Genomic DNA, 21,462 nt, shown 5'->3' with positions numbered 1-21,462 from the left:
TTGTCGTTCGGAATCAGTGAATCACGTGCAGTTCATAGCGGGCGTCGGAGCGGTCCTCTATCGCGTCGCGCGTGCAGAGGAATGCGTCCCAGCCGAGCCGCGAGCCCGCGCCGAGCACGCTCGCGCCGACCTCGGTGCGTTTCAGCACGAGCTTCACCTCGTATTCGAGCGTGACGCCGGCGAGCAGCGTCAGCATCCGCTCGAGCGCGATGGCCTGCGCGCCGCCCGGCAGGAACGCCTCGTAATCGCGCTTGGACAGCGGGCCGACGACGATCCGCGCGCGCATGTCGCGCTGCCACACCCGTTCGCCGACGAGCGCCGTCGCGCCGAGCACCGCGTTGACCTCGCCGAGCACGCTCAGCTGGTCGGGCGGCACGTCGTACCACTTGCCGACGAACTGGTCGATCTTCACCGGCACGCGGAAGTAATCGGACAGCGTGCGCTGCAGGTAGGCGGCCGACATCGGCCGGTGCCGCGCGGCGAGCGCGTAGCCGGCGACGGCCTCGTCGAGCACGCCGCCCGCGCCGGCCGCGAGGCTGTCGCGCACCTCGTCGCTCGGCACGCCGGCGATCGCGAGCAGGAGCGGCAGGTAGCGCTCGTCGCGGTCGAGTTCGTAGTGGAACGGCAGCCGGTATTTCTTCCACGCCGCGTAGAACAGCGCAGTCGCGCGGTTCGAGAACACGTCGAAGAACGCACGCGCTGCGTGGTCGCGCTTCAGATGCTCGCGCGCGACGATCTGCTCGGTGTAGTGCAGCGGCAGCGCGCCCTGCCCGCCGAGCAGCCCGAAGAACGCGGGCGTCAGCTCGACGTGACCGAGTTCGCCGGCCGCGAGCGCGGCGCCGCGATCCGCGCCCGAGTCGAGCAGCGTGCCGTCGCCGTCGAACGAGCGGGCGCCTTCAATCTCGCTCGGCGGAAAGCCGAGCGACAGCGTGTTGCGGAATTCGATGCGCTGCGCGACGACGTCGCCCTGCCGCCAGGCGCCGGGCGCATCGGACGCCTGTCGCGCGAACAGCCCTTCGAGCACGCGCACCGCCTGGAAGAACTCGAAGCGGTGCGGCTCGTCGAGCAGCGTGTCGACTACGCCAGGATCGATTCGCCGGTGCGGGGCTTGCATCGGATGATCTCCTCGCCGGTGCGCTTCGACACCACGACTAGTTGAACGAAACTGTTGAGATGGACATACAGACCGAAGAAGCTGTCGAGCACGCGCACGAACGACGCGAGGCTCGCGCCGACGAAGTGTTCCGCGTCGATCGTCAGGCGGATCTCGATGCCGCGCACGAAGGTCGCGAACGGCTTGCCGGGCAGCCACTGCACGGCGCCGCGCTGCTCGACGCCAGCGAGGCCGTCGATCTGGCGCATCGACACGGCGGTGCGCCGCAGGTCGTACAGCGTCAGCATTTCCTTGAGCGGCGCGAGCCCGTGCGCGACCAGCGACACGTGATTCAGCGCGAGGTGCGACACGAGCCGCCAGTGCGCGGCGCGGCCGCGCTCGAAGCGCAAGCTCTGCGTCGGGCGCCGCAGCAGCGAGATGCCGCTCGTCTGCGCGCCGCCTTCCTGGAACAGGTCGCCGCCTTCGAGACCGAACGCGAGCATCGACGGCAGGTCGCGGTTCGTGCAGGTGAGGTCGAGGCTCAGTGTGTCGGTTTGCGGTGACGTCGGCTCGAAGTCGATGTCGACGATCGAGATCTCGGTCTCGTAGCCGGGGCTTTTCTGCGCGACCCAATCGTTGCGGCGCGCGAACCAGTAGTGACCGATCCGCGCCGATTCGCCGTGATGCAGCGAATAGAACGGCCGGAACTCGATCACCGACTCCTCGTGCGCCTGCTGCCTGACGAGCTTCACCGAATCGATCGAATACACCTCGTACGCGAACGCGCGCCGCGCCTCGGCGATCACCGGGTAGGACACCGCGCGGTGCGTGATGCGGATCGGCTCGCCGTGCTGGCGGAACAGGTTGACGATCGGCGTGCAGAACAGCCGGAAATGGCTCGCCGTCAGCAGTTCGAGCAGCCGCGCGACGTGCGAATCGCTGCGCACGTCCTGCAGCACGAGGTGCAGCGTCGCGCGCTGGCAACGGCCGGTCGCGCGCGCGATCGCCGCGAGGTCGAAATCGACGAAATCGAACTTGTCGGGGAACGCGAAGTATTCGGTGAGCAGGCGATAGGCAGGGTGCGACTTCGCCGGGTAGTCGATCAGCGCGTCGTCCTCGTCGAAGCCGGCGTGCGCGATCGGCAGCTTGCGCAGCGCCGTCCAGCGGCCGTTGCGCTCGGGCTCGACATACGCACCGAGCACGTTGACGAACAGGCAGTCGGTCAGCGCGGCGACGAACGACTGTTCGCCATGCAGGTGCGCGCGCAGCGTCGGCAGCTTCAGTGCACCGAGATCGAGCTGCGCGGCGAGCGATTCGAACGTGATCGAGATCACGCCCGTCGCGTTGGACGGCAGCACCGTCGCGCTCGGCGCGAGCGCGACCGGCGTGTAGCGCGCCTCCGAGATGCGGATCGGCGCGAGCGTCACGTCGTATGCGGTGCGGAACCGGCACTGCACGCCGCGGATCGGACGGCTCTTCAGCTCGGTGCCGCGGTCGATCACGACCGGTTCGGTCTGCTGGCCGGGCGAAGCCGGCGTGAACTGCGCGATCGAGCACGACGGGAACGGCCGCAGGTAGTGCGGATACAGCACTTCCAGCAGCGCTTCGGTGAATTCCGGGTAATCGTCGTCGAGCTTCTTGTTGATTCGCGCGCCGAGCAGCGCGAACGACTCGATCATCCGCTCGACGTGCGGATCCTCGCAGTGCTCGCCGGACAACGCGAGCCGCGCGGCGATCTTCGGATAGCGCTCGGCGAAATCTCGCGAATAGCGCCGCAAAAACGATAATTCGCGCTCGTAATACGGCAGCAATTCATCCATCGACGACCCCGAACCTCAATATTTCCTGCCGGACCTGATCCGCCACCGGGCGGTCCGGCCCGCTCGGCGGCTTGATTTACTGCATTCTTGCGGCGCGTGCGCGCGTGACCGAATACTGCAGCGTCGAGGGCTGCAGCATCGCGTCGAAACTCACCGGCTCCTCGGCCGGGTGCACGACGAGCAGCGCCTGGATCGCGAAGTAGAGCGCGTTGGTGGCCTGCTCGTTCAGCTCGAACGTCACCTGCACCTGCTGCAGGCGCGGCTCGTGGCGCGCGATTGCCTGCTGGATCGACTTGCAGATGAACGCGCGATCATAGTGACTGGCGAGGCTCAGCCCCGCGAAATCGTTCAGCCCGTAGGTCAGCACCGACTTCTGGCACTCCGGCAGCGTGGCCAGCTCGTTCTCGGTGTGCGCGATACGGGTATTGAGAATCGCCTCGACGTCGCGGGCGACCGTGCTCTTGAGCTCGTCCAGCGACAATTGCCGCATCGCTGCCGAGGCCGGCAGGTGCGGTTCGTCGTCGAACAGCTTGTCGAGAAAACTGGGTTCGAATCGTTTCATCGGCCGGTATGCACAGCGAAAACGGCAACGGGACGCCGTGCGCCCCGTTGCCGCAACCGACCTTAGACCGCGTAGGTCTTGTCGTTCTTCGTCAGACTCCAGGCGCCTTGCGTGTTGCCGCCCTGGTTGCCGCCGATCTTCTGCTGGGTTTGCTTCCACTGCACGGCTGCGTACTTCAGCGAGAACGTCTCGAGCGGCAGACCTTCTTCGCGAACGCTCGGGGCGATGCTCGAGATGATCACGTACTTGAGCTTGACTTCCAGATACTGCACGCGCTTGCCTTCACCGTCAGCGCGCGAGAAATGGACCGTCACCTCGTCGAACGTGGTGCCGCCCGAAGCGTGTTGGTACAGCAGCGGGCTCGACGAATCGATTTCCTTCGTGAAGATCATGTCGCCGTGTTCGCAACGCGTCATCGTGTGACCGCCAGCGGTCGATGCGGTTGCCGAACGCGGCTGAACGATCGAGTGATCCCATGATTTCAGTTCGATCCAGCCCTGGTGGTCCTTGTCCGCGGATTCGCCCTTCACCGCCGGACTACCAAACTGCAAGTGCATATGTAACATGGCCCTTCGACTCCCCAAAGAGGTGGTTTTAACGTCCTACCCAGGCGGCCCGCCCGGGCGATTTACTCGCTTATGAATTTGCCGGTTTGGGCAGATCAGCGACAAGTCGCAGAGAAATCGAGAGTTCGTCGAGCTGAAAGTGCGGGCGCAGGAACGCGACCGAACGATACGAGCCCGGCTTGCCCGGAATCTCCGACACTTGTATGGATGCCTCGCGCAGCGGGAATTGCGCCTTTTGTTCCTGTGACGCGTTGTCGTCGAGCAGGACGTACTGCGAAATCCACCGGTTGAGGAAAGTCTCCACGTTCTGCGCCGATGCGAAGCTGCCGATCTTGTCCCGCATCATCGCCTTCAGGTAGTGCGCGACGCGCGATACCGAGAAGATGTACTGAAGCTGGGCGGACAGGACGGCGTTCGCATTCGCGCTGTCGGTGCTGTATTTTTTCGGTTTCTGCACCGATTGCGCGGCGAAGAACGCAGCGTAATCCGAGTTCTTGCAATGAACGAGCGGGATGAAGCCGAGGTCGCTCAGCTCCTTCTCGCGGCGATCGGTGATCGCGATTTCGGTCGGGCACTTCAGCGCGACTTCACCGTCGTCGGTCTTGAACGTGTGGGTCGGCAGGTCCTCGACGAGGCCGCCGCCTTCGACGCCGCGAATCGCCGCGCACCAGCCGAAGTCGTCGAACGCGGCCGTCAGGCGTGCCGCGAAGGCCCACGCTGCGTTGCACCACAGGTACTTGTCGTGCTCGGTGCCGTCGACGTCCTCGACGAAGTTGAAGTTCTCCGCGGTCTGGCCGTCCTTCGGATTGAACGGCAGGCGGCCGAGGAAGCGCGGCAGCGTGAGGCCGACGTAGCGCGAATCCTCGGCATCGCGGAACGACTTCCACTTCGCGTATTCGACCGTGTCGAACACCTTGCCGAGATCGCGCGGCTTGCCGAGGTCGGAGAACGACTCGAGGCCGAGCAGTTCCGGCGATGCCGACGCGATGAACGGCGCGTGCGCGGCCGCTGCGACGTGCGACATCTGCTCGATGAAGTACATGTCTTCCGGCTGACGCGAGATCTCGTAATCGCCGATCAGCGCGCCGAACGGCGAGCCGCCGAACGTGCCGAACTCTTCTTCGTAGACCTTTTTGAACAGCGCGCTCTGGTCGAACTCGCTCGCGCCCTTGAAGTCGCGCACGAGGTCGCGCTTCGGTGCGTGCAGCGCCTTGATCTTGATCGTCTGGCCGGTGTTGCTTTCCTTGACCAGGTAGTCCATCCCGCGCCACGTGCTTTCGAGGCGCTGGAATTCCGGCGCGTGCATCACCGCGGACAGTTGCGTGGAGATCAGGCGGTCGAGTTCCGCGACGCGCGCGTCGATCGTCGCGGACAGGTTGTCCGACACGATCACCGTGCCATCGAGCACCTGGTGCACGAGCTCGCCGATCAGGTCCTTCGCGCGCGCATGCTCGGAATCGGATTTCGCGACCTTGCTCTTCTCGACGATGTCGTCGAGCAGCGAAGTCCCGGCGGCGTATTCCGCGCCGCTCGCTTGGGCCGCAGCCGTTTGCTGGTTCATCTCAACACTCCGTCGTCATTCGCCGTCTTGGTCGCCGCCCGCGCCCTTCGCGAGCTCCTGCAGCTGCTGCGTGTTCTTCAGCACCTCGGACAGCAGGTCCTCGAGCTTGTCGTTGCCGGCGAGCTTGTTGCGCAGGTCGGCGAGCTTCGAGCGTGCCTCGAGCAGGCGGCGCAGCGGCTCGACCTGTTCGACGACTTCGTCCGGACTGAAATCCGACAGCGAACGGAACTTCAGGTCGACCGCGAACTTGCCGCCTTCCGGGCTCAGGCGGTTTTCCACCTGGAACGCGGCGCGCGGCTCGATCGCCTTCATCACGTCGTCGAAGTTGTCACGGTCGATGTTGACGAACTTGCGGTCGCGCAGCTTCGGCTGCTCGACTTCCGACTGGCCCGCCAGATCGCCGACGACCCCGACGACGAACGGCAGTTCCTTCACCTCGATCGCATCGCCCTTCTCGACCTCATAGGTCAGCTGGACGCGCGGCGGCCGTATTTTCTGCAAGCTTTTCTGAATGCTTTCTTTCTTGGCCATCTCGACGGCTCCCAGGTTAGTTGTGGTTATCGCGTCAGTTGCGGTCAGTTGCGCAGCGCGCTGAACGGATCCGCACCGCCCTTCTGCGCCGCAGCGGCCTGCGGCGGAGCCGACGGCGTCGGCGCGGTCGTTGCTGCTTCAGCGGCCGGTGCCGCACCGGCCTTCGGACGATGAACGATGCGGCGCGGCGGACGCGCCTTCGTGGCGCGCTGCTCAGGCGGGAACAGCGCCGATTCGCCGAGCGTGTCGCGCAGCTGCTTCGCGAGCGCCTGCGCGTCCGACTTCGCGTCGCCCGCGAGCGACGAGTCCTGGCGCAGTTCGCCGAGCGACTGCGTCGCGATCCGCAACCCCGCGACGGCGAGCACGCTCTTCGCCTGACGGTCGGTCGCGTCACGCTGCAGGGCTTCCTGCGCGGCGACGATCGCCTGGCCATAGTGGTTCTGGGCAAACTGGATCTGCGCGATGCGCGACCACGGTTCCTCGCGCGTCGGATCCGACTTCGCGAGCTGCTGGTACAGGCCGAGCGCCTTGTCCTGATCACCCGACTTCGCAACGGCGTCCGCATCGGCCAGCGACTTGTTGAACACCTCGGCAGTCGGCGGCGCCGGCGGCTGGCTCGCACAACCGGCGATCACGCCGCAAGCCAGCACTACCCCAGACAATTTTGCGAAGAGACGGTCTTTCATCGTTATATCCACCGGCGCGTGAGTATTAAAATCGTTGAGAATCTGGTTCTTTTGCTTTGCAAGAAGCGCGCGGGTATAGTACCGATCAATTTTTCATAATTCAATCGTTGCGTGCAGAGTAATTCCTTTTAAAACCGTGCGCTACCCCCTCGAAACACCTCTGGCAGCGGCCCGCCAGCGGCTTTCGCATCGACCGGAATGCGCAAGTTTTACTCGCCCGGCAACGCATCGCCCGGGCGACGGAAAAAATTTCCGAACAGGCATTGCGCCGCACGTGTGCTTAATAGTTGAACAGCAGATAAGCCGGGCATTCGCGTCGAACGCGGAAATTCCCGGTAGTTTTGACAGGGGAGTTAAAGGCGGCACGCCGGAAACACGATGAGATCGTCCATGATTCGCTATGCGCTGCCGCTGATTGCCTGCGCGCTCCTGGCCGGATGCGCGGCCGCCCCGCTGCTCGGCTCCGCCGCAGGCGCCGTGATGCAGGCCGCCGGCATCGGCAAGCCGGAACTGCCGGACGCCCAGAAGCCGCCGCGCAACATCGGGCTCACGCTCGCCGCCGCACCCAACCTCAACGCCGCGAACGATCACAGGCCGCTCGCGTTAGTGGTGAGACTCTACGCGCTGAAGGATCCGACTTCGTTCCAGCAGGCACCGTTCGATGCGTTCACCGACCCGACCAAGGAAAAGGCCGCACTGGGCGCCGATCTGCTGAACGTGCGTGAAATCACGCTGATTCCGGGCCAGCGCTATACCGCAACCGAAAAGGTGTCGCGCGAAGCGCAGGCATTCGGCATCGTCGCGTTGTTCCGCGATCCCGCAATCCAGCGATGGAAACTGACGTTCGACCCGGCGAAGTCGGAGAAATCCGGCATAATCATCGGCCTGCATAATTGCGCGATGACGGTCACCGACGGCTCTGTCATCGCACCGCAACAAGGTGCGCCTTCGCAACCGCTGAATATGCTTTCGTCGGTCACCTGCGGTTAAACATGACGCATGAATGTCATTTAACAAGAGTTAACAAATTGGCGATTAATTCGGGCACGAACAAATCGATTACATCGCAACGCCACATTAACCGGATTTGACATGAGTTATTCGGCCAAGGTGCTGTGGGGGGAAGGGCTGTTCCTCCGGCCTCAACACTTCCAGCGGCAGGACGCCTACCACGAGGCGCGCCTGTTTGAATCCATCCAGGCGATCCAGCCGTACAACTGGGGCGTGCGCTCGGTGCGCATCGACCGCGATGCGCTCGGCAGCAACGTACTGCGCGTGGCCGAGCTCGCGCTGGTGTTCCAGGACGGTGCGCTGTATGCCGCGCCGCAGGCCGACGACCTGCCGCCGCCGATCGCGCTCGACACGCTGCCCGACGGCATCAACGAGTTCGTGTTCTACCTCGCGCTGCACCCGCTGCGCGAGAACGGCACCAACTACAGCGACGATCCGGCCGCCGGCTTCATGACGCGTTTCGTCAGCGAGCAATCAAGCGTCGCCGACAACTTCACCGACGCCGCCGAAGCCGACATCACGTTCCTGAAGACGCAAGTCAAGCTGATCGCGCACAGCGAGCCGCGCGACCAGCTGCTGTCGGTGCCGCTCGTGCGCGTGCGCCGCACCGCGACGTCCGGCTTCGAGATCGACGACAGCTTCGTGCCGCCGTGCCTCGCGATCGACGCGTCGCCGATCCTGCACCAGCGGCTGCGCCAGCTGGTCGACGCGCTGCAGGCGAAGGTCAACGCGCTGTACGGCTTTCACCGCGAGCCGTCGAAGAACATCATCGAGTTCCGCTCGGGCGACATCGCGTCGTTCTGGCTGCTGCACACCGCCAACGCCGCGTTCGCGACGCTCGCGCACCTGCACCAGCATGCGGCGCTGCATCCGGAGCGGCTGTTCCAGGAGCTGCTGCGCCTCGCGGGCCAGCTGATGACGTTCTCGAAGGGCTATACGCTCGCCGACCTGCCCGTGTATCGCCATGACGATCCGGGCCCGAGCTTCGCGCGTCTCGACCTGATGCTGCGCGAGCTGCTCGACACCGTGATCTCGACGCGCTACTTCGCGATCACGCTCGACGAGGTGCGTCCGTCGTTCCACCTCGGCCGCCTCGATTCGGGCAAGATCGACGACAAGACCGAGTTCTATCTGGCGGTGTCCGCGGACATGCCGAACGTCGAGCTCATCGATGCGGTGCCGGCCCGCTTCAAGGTCGGCGCGCCCGACGACGTCGACAAGCTCGTGCTGTCGGCGATGCCCGGCGTGCGGCTGTCGTACATGCCGCAGGTACCGCCCGCGATTCCGGTGCGGCCAGGCGCGTGCTATTTCCAGCTCGATTCGCGCGGCGCGCTGTACGAGCGCATGCTGCAGGCCCAGTCCGCGATGATCTACGCGCCGACTGGCATCAATGACCTGAAATTCGAACTGATCGCGGTCACATCATGAGCTACGCGCCCTCCCTGTTCGGCGACAACACGCCGGCCCCGTTGCAGACCCCGGCGTCGACCGACGCCGCGTTCCAGGCCCGTTCGCTGCTCGACCTGCTGTACGACGGGTTCTTCATGCTGTTCCTGCTCAAGAACGGCCGCGAGCCGGACAGCGCGAGCGAGTTCAGCACGAAGATCCAGGAGTTTCTGTCGGATTTCGAGCGTGGCGCGAAGAAGCTCAATATTCCCGCCGAGGACGTGTATGGCGCGAAGTTCGCGTACTGCGCGGCCGTCGATGAAATGGTGCTGTCATCGCAGTTCAAGATCCGCACCGACTGGGAACGCCGGCCGCTGCAGCTCGTGTTGTTCGGCGAGCAGCTCGCGGGGGAGAAGTTCTTTCAGTATCTCGAGGAATGTCGCGCGCAGGGCGCGGCGCGGTTGCAGTCGCTCGAAGTGTTTCATATGTGCCTGCTGCTCGGGTTCCAGGGCAAGTATCTGCTCGAGGGGCCGGAGAAGCTCGCTTACCTCACCGCGCGGCTGGGCGACGAGATCGCGCATATGAAAGGCAAGCGAGCCGCGTTCGCGCCGCATTGGCCGCTGCCGGATCAGATCGCGCATCGGTTGAAGCGCGAGGTGCCGGTTTGGGCGATCGGGGCGGTGTTTGCGCTTGTGGCACTGCTGGGGTATCTCGGGCTCAATGCGTACCTGAAGGACAAGACGCTGCAGGCGCTGGCGCCTTATTCGCAGGTGATCAAGGTGGGACCGGAGTCGGCGAATTTGACGATTTCGTTGCCTTGAGGGGCGGCCTTCGTTCCGGCGCTGATGCTTCATGAAAAAAGGACCGCTTGTCGGTCCTTTTTTACTGTGGCGCGCGGCGCATGCCTCGTCAGAGCAGAATGAACTCGTCGTTGTCGACGTAGAACACGAATGCGTCGAACAATTGCGCGACGCTCGGTTCGTCGACCTGGTCATGCGCGTTGATCACGATGTCCTCGATCGTCGCGCTGTTCAGCGTGACGCGCCAGCCGGGTTGCGGTGCGGTGGCGGGGGGCGTGTCGGCCGCGGTGTGGTCGGCGTCTTCGGTAAATGCGCCCTCTGTATCGAGCGTCCATGGCGTCGGCGGCAGATAGAGCCATCCGGAGAATTCGCCAGGACTTTCGAGAATGTGTTTCAGCGATGCTGTGGTCGCGACGGTGGTCGACATAAATATTGCGGTTGTATGGCTGGTGAGCGCGGTGCGGAGATCATGACGTCGCGGCTGCAAGCCGTGATTATGCCAACTTCGGGACCAGCCTTCTTTGTCGGCCGATCTGAGCGACGCGCGCGAAAGGCCACATTTTCGACCCTTCCTGACCTATTCTTCTTGGTTGAGTTCGGCGACCCATGTTGCAGACATGCCCTAATCGGCCGCACGAACTGCTTTCCGGCCGCACCGGCCTCGGACGCGACGCGGGTATCTCCGCCGTGCGCACGGGATCGATGACATTGCTCTCGCCGGATCGAACGCAAACCGTTCCTTCGCGACAGGACTGATCGCCTCGATCAGTCGTCCAACCGGATCGTTCCGATTGTCGGTCCCGCCCTTGCGGCTATCGTCGATCCGCGACAACTGCCCCGCCGAATCGTTGTGCGTGCGTTACTCAACCTTTTCAAGTACCGACAAACAACAAGGGCCGCTTACGAGGCCCCAGCATAGTTTTCCTTCGAGTCGTCAATGCAAGCCCAAGAAGTCATCATACTTAGCGTAGTGGTTCAGGCATCGAATAATCTCCTCAGATGAAGCGGTTGGCTTCTGCTTGTACGCTAAATCGACAACGTCCTGGAAGTGCTCGCGCATATAGCCTATCTCAAGCCCCAACGCGACTACAGATCCAGGAAGCACCTCGTTATCGTCGTCATCGAAGTCGGGTACATCACCGACATACACGTCCATACCAGGTCGCAAATCGTCGGTGTCTTCCGGTACGTAAATCATGTAGATCGCGCCCCGATCTTTCATGTTTTTTACGAGATCGGTCGTGCCAAGCGGTCGCCCATCCTGCCAGTTCGAGCTCGGATCCGGCTTGGCAAACTGGCAGAAATACAGAGCCGCCTGCATCACTGCTGCTTTGTCGACGCATTGTCTTATCGGATAACTGCCGCGTTGCCCACCAACCACCAAATCAATGCATTCATGCTCAGGCTTGTCTGGGTCAAGCAGTGTGAAAATGGCATCATCCGTAGCAAGCGCCAAAAATGCGACGTATTGATTGCTCTCGCCACCGCCAACCGAAAACGTCGTCTCATCGTTCACCGAGAACGCAATCGACGTACGGTCCTGACCATTCACTTTCTCCTCTGCCGCCATGATATGTGCGGCATCGCTATACATCTGCTCCGTTACTTCCGCACGACTACCGATATGCTGTTCTCCGATGATTTTAAATTTTTCATCTCACGACCATTTTTCGCATACCCGCTTGATTTCCATTTCGGCAAACGCGATGCAACAACCCTTATTAACAGCAACCGATTCGATGTCGAGACGGGTCAATGACCGCCTATTTCAGCGTGGATCTCCTGCTGCAATAGTCGGAACCCGCCCGAATCATGAATGACTTCTTTACCGATCTTCGAGTTGTAAGCGCGGACATGGCAACTAGCCGTCCACCATACTCATGAACGCATCGACCTGCGAAATTGAAATAACCTTACTCACTCGACCCCGCAACTCCGCCAAGAAATCCGATCGCACGGCCAACGTATCGTCATAAATATCTCTCGAGTATTTCACAATAAAGAGATCACACCAAACGCGCAGCACCATGGCAAACGTAGCCATATCATCTGAAACGGGATTTGCCGTCCATACCCCAGATCCATGACGCGCAAAAAATAGCGCAGTCGTTCTTGCCGTCAATGCCGATGATTGGATCACCGCTGATTTCACCGAGAACAATCCAATCATCTTGCCACTTTTGAGAGCGCTTTCCAGATGTGTCAACTCGGTACCCGACTTGCCCCTCCTTCTACGGTCGAATAGCTTCCGTACAGGCGAAGTTCTTCAGCGGACCAAGGAATCTGAAGATCAGCTCCTCGCAAAGCAGATACCCAGACGTCAACTCTCTTGCCCAAAAATGATGGTGATGTTATTGATGTAGCCGTCTGAGGCGCTATGCTTGCACCCACACCTAGAATCTCGCGCACCTCCTGGAAAACATTATCCGCATTTTGCATTCTCACTAGCCCGCTGATGTTGCCTTATCATTGCCGAACGGTCAATTAACCGACCCGACATCGCATTTTAATAATTCCCACGGTGTACCTGCAAACTATTCAAATGATCACCACCACTCGGCCCGTTCGGCAGAAATACAATATTGCGCGGGTCTCCAGCCCATGCAGAGTTGCTTTCGACGTTGCTTATATAGTGCCCCGTGAATCCGGAAATTTTGCCTGTACTAAGCAATGAAACAGGATTCGTTTGCGATGACCCTGCCCCGTGATACGCAAAGATAATCGAGTAGCTATTCCACTTGACCGCTCCAATGATTAGGCCGCCGCTTATTTCTCCAAGCACTAGCCAGCCCCATCATCGGACATTTCAATTAAATCGAACTACCGAGACAGAAAATCTTCCCCAGCCTCTTTGATATCCTCGTCCTCACTACCCAGAGCCCGCCTTGCAAATTTAATCATCAAATCCCGGCTCAATCCACAACACAACTCCAACAAACAACGATATTCCTCATAATCCGCATTAATCAGAATTTCATCCACCTCAGACTCAATGCGACTCATCACCCAATCACGCGGCAAATCCAATATTAACCCCCTGCACTCCTCCGTGAATCCATTTACGTAGCTCGCCAATGACATCAATTGCTTAAAAAATACAATTCGCTCCGCCGCCGGATAACTCGCCACCAAACTGACGGCCATCGACCTTTCCTCCGGAATAGAAAACGCGCTTTGAATAAAGCGAGTCGCTGACGCTTTTTTTAAAAACTCCTGCCTTAATCCGACATAGTCAGAAAAAGCACGCTTGAGCTCACCCCAGGATTCGACATCTTGCTTTTCCATGATTACCTCTTCCCAGCCTTAGTCCAAGGCAAATTTTTGAATTTATCGATAAATGTCTGTCCCGACATACGCTTGCTCGGGCAAACTGTATGGTGTGTTTCCGCGTGCGTTCCACCAACGTCCTTGCCATCGGCGACAACATCCATCCCTTCCGGCAGTTCAGTTTCAGCGGGAAGTTTATGATAGGCCCCGCTAATAGGTGCTTTATTGACGTCACCGAACGTAGATGCACCTCCATCAACGGTCGGCCCGACCATTCCATCCGCGTCTGCTATCAAATCTGCGTTCTGCCCCGGTTTTGTATTAACACCGCGAATACGAGGCTCGCGTGGACCGCTGGCATTACCAAACGCATACAAATCGCATGTTGTCTTGACCAAACCCAGTGGATCAACCCACTGTATGGGGGACGGTACATAAGCGTAGATATTGACCCCGCCAGCCAGTCCGATTGGGTCTCTACTAATAAATCGACCGATGTTCGGATCGTAGTATCGATACCGGTTGTACGCGAGCCCCGTTTCCTCATCAAACTGCTGCCCCTGAAACCGCAGCGGATTCTTCGCTACGGTCCCCGCCGTCTTCGACGCTCGCGCTATCACCTCTCGCGCTACACCCCACGCCTGGTACGACGCTTCCCATACGACGTCACCGTCGTCATCCGTCAGCAACTGCGGCGTACCGATCTGGTCACAGTGATAATAGAACAGCGCCGCGTCACCTCGCCGCTCCGGCACCTTCTGCAGCGGATCCTCCTCCGGCACATAGCGGTCGGTACTCTTCCACTCCGGTGTCACGATCCCATCGACAGGTTCCGCCACGTACTGCGCCAGCGGCACGAACGTCCCCGGCTCGTAGATATAGTGCGTGCCGCACTCGCCGTCACTCTCGTACGCCAGCGTATCGCCATCCCACCCGAACACCGTCCGCTCGCCATTCACCTCCTTCGCGATCCGGCGACCGAACGCATCATAGAAATACCGTGACTGACTCTGCCGCGACGTCTCCGCAACCCGCGCAGACATCAAGCGATTGAACTCATCCCACTCGTATTCCTGCTCCCCCGCCGGCGTACGCTTGCGCACCAGATTCCCGCGTGCGTCGTACTCGAAGTGCATCCCCGCATACGCCTTCAGCAGGTTGCCCAGCACCTTCGGCACTTCGACCGGCAACGTGCTTTCCTGCCGCACCGGGCTTGGACGCGACGCAGGCGTCTCCGTGGTTCGCACCGGATCGATGATGTTGCTCGCCGGATCGAACGCGAACCGTTCCTTCGCGACCGGACTGACCGCCTCGATCAACCGCCCGACCGGATCGTATCGATAGTCGGTCCCGCCCTTGCGACTATCCTCGATCCGCGAGAGCTGCCCCACCGCGTCATAGCGATACCGCCGCTCGGCAAGCGGCGCAGGCGACGTCGACCGTTGGATCGTCTGCTGCAGCACGCGTCCCGCCGGATCGTAGTGCGTGCGCTGCCCGACCTTGCTCGACAGCACGCGTACCGTCTCGCGATGAAGGTCATCACGCTCGAACTGCACACACTCCTCGCCATCGAGCAGCATCCCGTGCACATGCCCCGAGCCGTACATCAACCAGTCGACCGCATGGCCGTCCGGACGCACGGTGCGTCGCCGGTTGCCAAGTTCATCGTATTCGTGATGCCAGACGTAGCTGCGCCGTTCGCCGAACAGATCGTACGCGTGATGTTCACGTACGAGATTGCCGGCCGGATCGAAGAAGAACTGCACGCGGCTGTATCGGTTCACCGCATCGATCAACCTGCCGCTTGGGTCGTAGGCAAACCGTTCCTCGCTTTCCCCCGAGACACGCTTCATCAGACGACCGTTCGCATCGACGTCGATCGACGTCACGCAACCCGCTTCATCGACCGAAACGAGGCTGCCGCTGTCCTTGTCGTACTCGTAACGCGTCGACTTGCCGTCGAAGCCGATTTCCTCGATCAGCCGCCCCGCCGGGTCGTAGTGAAACTGATACGTCGCAAAGTTCGCATCAGTCAACGCAGTCAACCGGCCAAGGCGGTCGTATCGATAGGCAATCGTCTGCCCGAGCGCATCCGCGCGGCTCGCAATGCGGCCGACCGCGTCATAGCCGTATCGCGTCGACCGATTGAGCTGATCGGTATGCCGCAACAAGCGCCCTTCAGCGTCGTATTGCACCTGCTCGACGCCGGCCGGCGAACGAATCTCCGTCAATTGGCCGTTCGGACCATAGCCATAGGCGATCACGCCGCCCGACGCATCCTTGGTCTCGATCACGCGACCAATGTCGTCGTAGCGCCACTCCGTCTTCTTTCCGGAGCAATCCGTGTAGCTCGAGAGCTGCCCGGCGTCGTTGTATTCGAGCGCCTTCGCGCCACCCTTCGCGTCGACGATCTGCGTCGGCAATCCCTTGTCGTTGTAACTGTACTTCGTCGAATGTTCGAGCGGATCGATTTCCTCGACGAGATTGCCTGCATCGTCGTACCTGCGCTGCCAGACATGCCCGTTCGGATCGACGAGCCGGATCATCTGGTCCTTGTCGTCGTACGCCATCTCGACGACGCTACCATCCGCCCGCTCGTGCTGAATCAAATTGCCACGCGCGTCGTATTCCCGCCGTTCGATGCTGCCGTCCTGCCGAATATGCAGCACCAGATTGTGATGAGCATCGCGCCGGAACCACTCCTGGTTACCGTCCGGATACACGATCCGGTACACGTAACCGTGGATGTTGAAGTAGTACCGCGTGATCTGGCCGAGCTCATCGGTCACGTAAGTCAGCCGGATATTCGGATTCCACGCGAGCCGAAGATCGAGGCTGCCGTCATCCGCATATTCGCGGATGCACTTCGCGTCTGCATTGTCGTCGGCATCCGCGCCATCCCATTCGAGCGTCATCCCGCGGCCCGTGCGATTGGTGTAGCGCGTCACGAGGTGGCGGCGATATTGATACGTCCGCGCGTTGCCATGACGATCGACCGCGCGCACGAGATCGCCGTCCGCATCGTATTCGTAGCTTGCCAGCAGTCGGCGCTCGCCGTCCTTGAGCACGTGCTCGATCTGTACGATCCGGCCATGCTTGTCGTGCTCGAACGCCAGCACATTGCCGCTCGCATCGATCAGACGCGCAAGGCGGTCAAGCGTATCGTAGTCAAGCGTGATCGTGTTTCCGGCGCGGTCCTTCTGCATAGCAAGCCGGAACGCGTCGCCCCGACGTTCGTACACATGCAGCTCGTCATGGCCGTATGCGATCGTCACCCACGTATCGTCGAGCCGCGACAGTGTCAGGTTCTCCGACAGATCGTCGTGCACCGCGCCGGCCGCGAGCGCCGGATAGTCGATGCTGCGCCCCTCCGCATCGCGATAGATCCATTGACCGTTCTTGATGTCGATTCGCGTCGTATAGGGCGTGATCCATCGTGCACCCAGCTCGCCGTTGTCATACGCGGACAGCCGGGACCGATAGGTACGCCCCCAAACGAGCGGCAGTGCCCCCGGCAACTCGAAATCCACGTGCGAGAACGTCTCGTCACCGAACGCGAAATCGATGGATGCCGGCGATGCCCCGAGACCGCAAGCCTTGCACCCGCTCTTCCCCGGCCCTTCGGCAGGCGCTTGCCCGTTGGTTTTTTCCAGTCCCTCCTGCTCCCGCGTCTTCTTCGCCTGACTCTTCCCGGCCGCCTTGACGTCCGCACTCTGCTCATGAAGCTTCGCGCGTGCCTTGACGCGCCCGACAGCCTCGATCAGTTGCAAGACCAGCCACATCATCTTGCCTTCTTCGCTTCCGGCGAGCGAACGGATCGACGTCGCGATCTTCGGCGCCTCGGTCCGAAGGAAGGTCACCGTGCCGCGAAACGGCTCGAGCCAGGCATCCGGCGCGAGCTTCGCCATCGTGCCCGCCGTCTTGTTGGCAACCTTCTTGCCGAGCGCCTTGGTGCCCTCGTACGCGAACTGGATGCCGTCACCGACACGACTCGGGCTGTACCACGGCCGGGCGTCCGCCATCTTCTTCGCGAGCTGTTGCTGGCGTTTCAGATTGGCGTTGGCGTCAAAAAGTTGCCCGTGCAGCGCCTTGTCCATGCCGGTCGCCAGCGCGATCATGAGCTCCTCGGCTTTCGACGCGCATCCGTTGAGCAGCTCGACGAGGCCGGCCTTCAGCTTGTTGAGAAAATCCTCGATCTCGGTCGCGCAGGTCGCGTTGATATGCGTGACCAGCACGGAGATGATCGCTGCGCCGAGATTGTTGCGCGTCGCCAGCAATTCGTGACGAACGAGCGCGAGCAGAGGACGCGCCGACATCCGGAACGGCGCGAGTGTCGGCGGAATCGGAATGATGCCGAGCAGATTGATCGCGAGGCTCATGTAATCGAGCACCTGGCCGCCGCGCTTCTCGACGATCTCGGCAACATCACCCAGCGCGTCGACCATCGCCATGATGTTGCCGACGATCGGCACGGCACCGGCAAACGTCTTCACGTCCTCGAACGTGATGTGGTTGCCGCTGATTCGGCGCAACCACGCGTCGAAGCGGTTGCCGACTGCGGCGACGTCCTTGGCGGAAACATCGCTGAGCCAGGTAACGGCCTGTTCCTTCTCGGCGCCCGGTGGAAGTTGTTGTGCCATGTCGTTCTTCGTTCGATTCGTTTTTTTCAAGACGGCTGACAAGCCGCCCTCTCAGGATTTCAGCGGTCCGCCAAACCCGCTCGTCGGCAGCTTCATGCCGCCTGCGGCCGACGCCACCGTTGTGGCGCCCTTGCCGGCGATCCCGGCGACACCGGGCAACGCCCCTTGCAACGCACCGGATGCCGCATTCGCAGCCGGCGCGGCCAGCGCTGCAAGCCCGCCCTGACGTGCCGCCTGCACCATCCCGGCCACCTGCTTCGCGGCACCGCTCAAGCTCGAGGTCGTCTGCAACGCCGACGCCACGCCCGCACCGCCAAGTGCGCTCGCCGCGGCCGGCAGCGCGGAACTCGCGAGCCCGCCGAGCGCAGCGCCCGCACCACCGCCACTCGCAAGCCCCATCGCCGCCGTAGTCGCCGCAGGCGCCATCCCCTGCAACTGGCTCGCGAGCTGCCTGCTCGCCGCTGCCTGCGCGGCTTCCGGCGACGGCTCGACCGGCTCTGCCGGCCACTTCGCTTCCTTGAAATAGTTCGCCGGCTGATCAGACTCGCGCGGGTCCTTCCCGAACTCGACACGCACTGCGCCGGGCGGCAGGCCGCTCACCACCGTATAGCCGCTGTTGTCGAGCGCGCCCTTCTTCAGCACGGCACCATTCACGTCTCTCACCGTGAACAGCCCGCCCTTCACCGCCTCGCCGTTCACATACTTGTGAAACAACTCCAGCTGCCCCGGCTGATCCGGCCGCGGGCTCGGCAACGGATACCCCATGCTCGCCGGCCCCGCGAACGTATGGGACGCACCCTTCACGTCGATGGCGCCCGGCGCATGAATCTCGATATTGCCGCCCTGGATGCGGATATACCCGCCGCCGCTCGTCAGCAAAATCCCCTGATCGGCCGCGATTTCGATCCGATCGGTAGCCGACACAACCTTCACCGCCTTCTGCGCGGTCACCTCGATGTTGTCCGACTGGGCCTGGATCTCGACCTTGCCCTTGCCCGCGAACAGCTTCATCCCCGCGTTCTGCACGAAGAGGCTCAGCTTCTGCCCGATGCTGCCGATCAGCGACTTGCCCGCCGCAACATGCACGCTCTGCCCGCTCGCGACGTTCACGTGATCGTTCGCGACCATGTGCAGCGACTGCTGCGTCGACATCCCGATTCCGGACGGGCTGCCGAACAGCATCACGGGCTCCTTGAACGCATTCGCGCTGCCCGTGCCGCCGCCTGCCGTTCGCCCGCCGGACGCGCTACCGGACGCACTGTCCTGCGTCGCGTCGGTGAACGCGCGCATCGTGTCGTGTGCTTCCTTCAGGCTTTCCGCCTGATGCTGCTCGCTCACGCCTGACATCGCCTCGACCAGGCTCTCGCCCGCCACGAGCTGTTGCTGCGCTTCCTTCACGTCGAGCGGCTGGCTGTTCGGCGCCTTCGGATGCGTGGTGACGTACAAGCCTTGGCTCGCCCGCACCGCACCATACGCATCCGAGCGCAGGTCGAACCCGGTACCCAGATAAGACCCGCGCGAATTGCCGTTCTGGTCGATGAGGTAGCCGAGATGCAGCAGGCTGTTCGCGCTGCTGCTCATCAGTTGCACGCGGTTCTGCCCGGTTGCGTCGTCCATCACGAGATGGTTGTAGCCGCTGCCCGAATACTCTTTCGACCGATAGCCGGAGAGAATCCCGTCGCTATGCCACTGCGGCTGGTTCGCGCCGTTGTACACACGCCCGACCGCGAGCGGCCGATCGCAATCGCCGCCGACGTAGTCGATCAGCACTTCCTCGCCGATCCGCGGCACATGCACGCCGCCATAGCCGCCACCGGTATCCGACTGCACGACGCGCACCCAGCACGACGCGTTCTCGTTGCCCGGGTTCAGGCGATCCCACACGAACTGCACGCGGATCCGGTTCAACTCGTCGGTATAGACTTCCTCGCCCTGCGGCCCGACGACGAGCGCCGTCTCGAGATGCATCTTCGGCTTGTCGTGTTCGAACGGGCTGCGATACGGCACGTTCACGCGCTGCGCCTCGACCTCGACGAGGTAGAAGCCGACCGAGCCGTCGTCATGCGGCACGCGAAACGCGGGATCGGCACCATAGCCCTCCTGCGCTTGCGTCAACGCATCGCGCAAGCTGTACGGAAAGTCCGTGCTGCTGCTCGCCGCAGGCAGGTTGTTCTCGATCCACCACTCGACGCCGATCGCCGCGAATTCGCGCTGATCAGCCGGATCGCGATCGTGTTCGGGATGATCCGACAGCGTGAAGCGCCGGCCGGCATTGATCGCGCGCACGCCGCCCGCACCATGGAAGCGCTTCGCCTGCGACTCCCATTCCTCCATCCGCACCTTCGTCAGATGGTCGCCGCGCATCTGATCCAGATACGTGTACGCCCCGGTGTACTCGTAGACTTCGAGCTGATCGGGCAATTCCCCCTGGCCGCCCATCGTCGGCAGCGTCGTGCCCTTCGGGTTCGACGGTTGGGACGGGTTCTTGTAGTCGAACGTGCGCGTCGTTCGGGTCACGCTTTGCAGCGTGCGCGAGCCCGACCATTGCGTGAACGCGTCGGCTTCGCTCGCCGCGCCGCCGCCATAAAAGCGCACGGTTTCCGGCGACAGCGGCGCGAACGCCTGCAGGTTGTCGGTGATGACGAGCGTATGCGACTTGCCGTCGTCGGCCTGCTGCCAGGTGCTGTAGAGGCCCTCGCTCTCCATCAACCGATGCACGAAATGCCAGTCGGTGTCGTGCTGACGCGTGTACGAACGGCTCGGCAGCGGCTTCGACAGCGCGAAGCGGAAATGCCCCTGCGCCTGCGGATGCTGGTTCAGCACATCGCTGATGATCTGGTCGACGGTCGTGTCGTTCCAGAGCCGCTGGTCGCGACGAAACTTCAGGAAATGGGTGAAATCGGCGAACGTGAGCTGATAGGTCGTGAGCCCGCCGTCGGCGCCGAGGCGGCGCGCGGTGTGCACGTACCCGTTGATCGGCCGATAGCTGCGATCGCCCTGCTGGATCCACAACGTGACCGGCTGCGCGATCAGCCTTTTGAGTTCCAGATCGCTATCGGTCGACAGCACGTCGAGCGTGAATTCGTATGCGCGCCCGATGCGCGAACGGCCGACCGCCCGCTGCACGGTCAGCACGTTGGCGCCCAACGGCGTATCGAGCTTCAGCAGCCGGTCTTGCTGAAGCAACCCGCCGCGCAATGCGGCAACAGTGTTCTGCATGTTCATGGCAACGGCCTTTTCTTCTTTTGACGCGCCCTCGGATGGCGCGTTGAGCGATTTCGCTCGCGCGATTTTACAGATAAATTACTGCGCGAATCGGAAAAATGACCTGATTTAAAAGAGTATTTTTAAGCATATTCCGAACAGGCCGGGAGAACGGTTCGAACGTCTGTTCGACACGTAGAAGCCACGCCGTCACGCTGCATTGCTCACCCTTCGCCGGCCGAAATCGATTGCAATCAGGGCCAATTCGACTTCCGGCGCGGCCCGGTTGCGAGTAGTGTCTACGTGCCCGTATTCCGGCCCAGCCCGGCACATCG

At 62.1% G+C, this 21,462-nt stretch carries 17 protein-coding genes and 1 pseudogene; 3 read left to right on the top strand and 15 right to left on the bottom strand.

The window, feature by feature from the left end; all coding sequences use genetic code 11:
• Nucleotides 1-13 precede the first annotated feature (13 nt).
• From tssG to DIE06_RS16895, 7 genes are all read right to left on the bottom strand, one after another.
• Complete coding sequence (gene tssG / locus DIE06_RS16925; protein WP_124662388.1) at nt 14-1,114, bottom strand: type VI secretion system baseplate subunit TssG; 1,101 nt, start codon at nt 1,112-1,114, stop codon at nt 14-16.
• The gene (tssF, locus tag DIE06_RS16920; protein ID WP_124662387.1) at nt 1,078-2,913 is read right to left on the bottom strand and encodes a type VI secretion system baseplate subunit TssF; all 1,836 of its coding nucleotides are present in this window, start codon (nt 2,911-2,913) and stop codon (nt 1,078-1,080) included. Before tssF ends, tssG begins: the two co-directional genes overlap by 37 nt.
• Nucleotides 2,914-2,989: 76 nt before the next feature.
• The gene (gene tssE, locus DIE06_RS16915) at nt 2,990-3,475 is read right to left on the bottom strand and encodes a type VI secretion system baseplate subunit TssE (protein WP_046544812.1); all 486 of its coding nucleotides are present in this window, start codon (nt 3,473-3,475) and stop codon (nt 2,990-2,992) included.
• A 62-nt stretch (nt 3,476-3,537) separates the two neighbouring features.
• Nucleotides 3,538-4,041: a type VI secretion system tube protein Hcp gene (locus tag DIE06_RS16910; protein WP_006477093.1), complete on the bottom strand. Its 504-nt coding sequence runs from the start codon at nt 4,039-4,041 to the stop codon at nt 3,538-3,540.
• Between the two features lie 70 nt (nt 4,042-4,111).
• On the bottom strand, nt 4,112-5,602 hold the full coding sequence (tssC, locus tag DIE06_RS16905; protein ID WP_039320274.1) for a type VI secretion system contractile sheath large subunit: 1,491 nt from the start codon (nt 5,600-5,602) through the stop codon (nt 4,112-4,114).
• Nucleotides 5,603-5,617: 15 nt separating this feature from the next.
• Complete coding sequence (gene tssB, locus DIE06_RS16900; protein WP_124662386.1) at nt 5,618-6,133, bottom strand: type VI secretion system contractile sheath small subunit; 516 nt, start codon at nt 6,131-6,133, stop codon at nt 5,618-5,620.
• Nucleotides 6,134-6,177: 44 nt separating this feature from the next.
• The gene (locus DIE06_RS16895; RefSeq protein WP_124614924.1) at nt 6,178-6,819 is read right to left on the bottom strand and encodes a M48 family metallopeptidase; all 642 of its coding nucleotides are present in this window, start codon (nt 6,817-6,819) and stop codon (nt 6,178-6,180) included.
• A 378-nt stretch (nt 6,820-7,197) separates the two neighbouring features.
• Between DIE06_RS16895 and tssJ the strand changes: the two genes are divergently transcribed.
• The 3 genes from tssJ to icmH all read left to right on the top strand — a co-directional run bounded on the left by tssJ (nt 7,198) and on the right by icmH (nt 10,037).
• Nucleotides 7,198-7,809, top strand: coding sequence for a type VI secretion system lipoprotein TssJ (tssJ, locus tag DIE06_RS16890; RefSeq protein ID WP_124662385.1), 612 nt, complete (start codon nt 7,198-7,200; stop codon nt 7,807-7,809).
• A gap of 102 nt (nt 7,810-7,911) precedes the next feature.
• Nucleotides 7,912-9,258, top strand: a complete 1,347-nt coding sequence (gene tssK / locus DIE06_RS16885; RefSeq protein ID WP_124662384.1) for a type VI secretion system baseplate subunit TssK — start codon at nt 7,912-7,914, stop codon at nt 9,256-9,258.
• On the top strand, nt 9,255-10,037 hold the full coding sequence (icmH, locus tag DIE06_RS16880) for a type IVB secretion system protein IcmH/DotU (RefSeq protein ID WP_124662383.1): 783 nt from the start codon (nt 9,255-9,257) through the stop codon (nt 10,035-10,037). Before tssK ends, icmH begins: the two co-directional genes overlap by 4 nt.
• An 88-nt stretch (nt 10,038-10,125) precedes the next feature.
• Here the strand turns inward: icmH and DIE06_RS16875 are convergent, their stop codons facing one another.
• The 8 genes and pseudogenes from DIE06_RS16875 to tssI all read right to left on the bottom strand — a co-directional run bounded on the left by DIE06_RS16875 (nt 10,126) and on the right by tssI (nt 21,148).
• Complete coding sequence (locus tag DIE06_RS16875) at nt 10,126-10,443, bottom strand: hypothetical protein (protein WP_124662382.1); 318 nt, start codon at nt 10,441-10,443, stop codon at nt 10,126-10,128.
• Between the two features lie 211 nt (nt 10,444-10,654).
• A pseudogene (locus tag DIE06_RS39550) lies at nt 10,655-10,875 on the bottom strand (sugar-binding protein); the annotation flags it as partial.
• 75 nt (nt 10,876-10,950) lie between these two features.
• Nucleotides 10,951-11,610 (bottom strand): Imm1 family immunity protein, encoded by a 660-nt coding sequence (locus DIE06_RS16865; RefSeq protein ID WP_124662381.1) that lies wholly within the window; start codon nt 11,608-11,610, stop codon nt 10,951-10,953.
• 267 nt (nt 11,611-11,877) lie between these two features.
• Nucleotides 11,878-12,222 carry a hypothetical protein gene (locus DIE06_RS16860; protein ID WP_124662380.1) on the bottom strand — a complete coding sequence of 115 codons (345 nt, stop codon included), beginning with the start codon at nt 12,220-12,222 and terminating at the stop codon, nt 11,878-11,880.
• 300 nt (nt 12,223-12,522) lie between these two features.
• Nucleotides 12,523-12,798: a hypothetical protein gene (locus DIE06_RS39545; protein ID WP_124662379.1), complete on the bottom strand. Its 276-nt coding sequence runs from the start codon at nt 12,796-12,798 to the stop codon at nt 12,523-12,525.
• Between the two features lie 38 nt (nt 12,799-12,836).
• A complete protein-coding gene (locus DIE06_RS16850; protein ID WP_124662378.1) occupies nt 12,837-13,301 on the bottom strand; it encodes a hypothetical protein in 465 nt (154 codons plus the stop codon).
• A 2-nt stretch (nt 13,302-13,303) separates the two neighbouring features.
• On the bottom strand, nt 13,304-17,923 hold the full coding sequence (locus DIE06_RS16845) for an RHS repeat-associated core domain-containing protein (RefSeq protein WP_260433637.1): 4,620 nt from the start codon (nt 17,921-17,923) through the stop codon (nt 13,304-13,306).
• A gap of 51 nt (nt 17,924-17,974) precedes the next feature.
• Complete coding sequence (gene tssI, locus DIE06_RS16840) at nt 17,975-21,148, bottom strand: type VI secretion system Vgr family protein (protein WP_124662377.1); 3,174 nt, start codon at nt 21,146-21,148, stop codon at nt 17,975-17,977.
• Nucleotides 21,149-21,462: the final 314 nt, after the last annotated feature.

The organism is Burkholderia sp. Bp8998 (assembly GCF_003854235.1).
Classification (GTDB): domain Bacteria; phylum Pseudomonadota; class Gammaproteobacteria; order Burkholderiales; family Burkholderiaceae; genus Burkholderia.
Note: the sequence above shows the minus strand (reverse complement) of the source record. Positions and strands in the feature narration are given on the sequence as shown.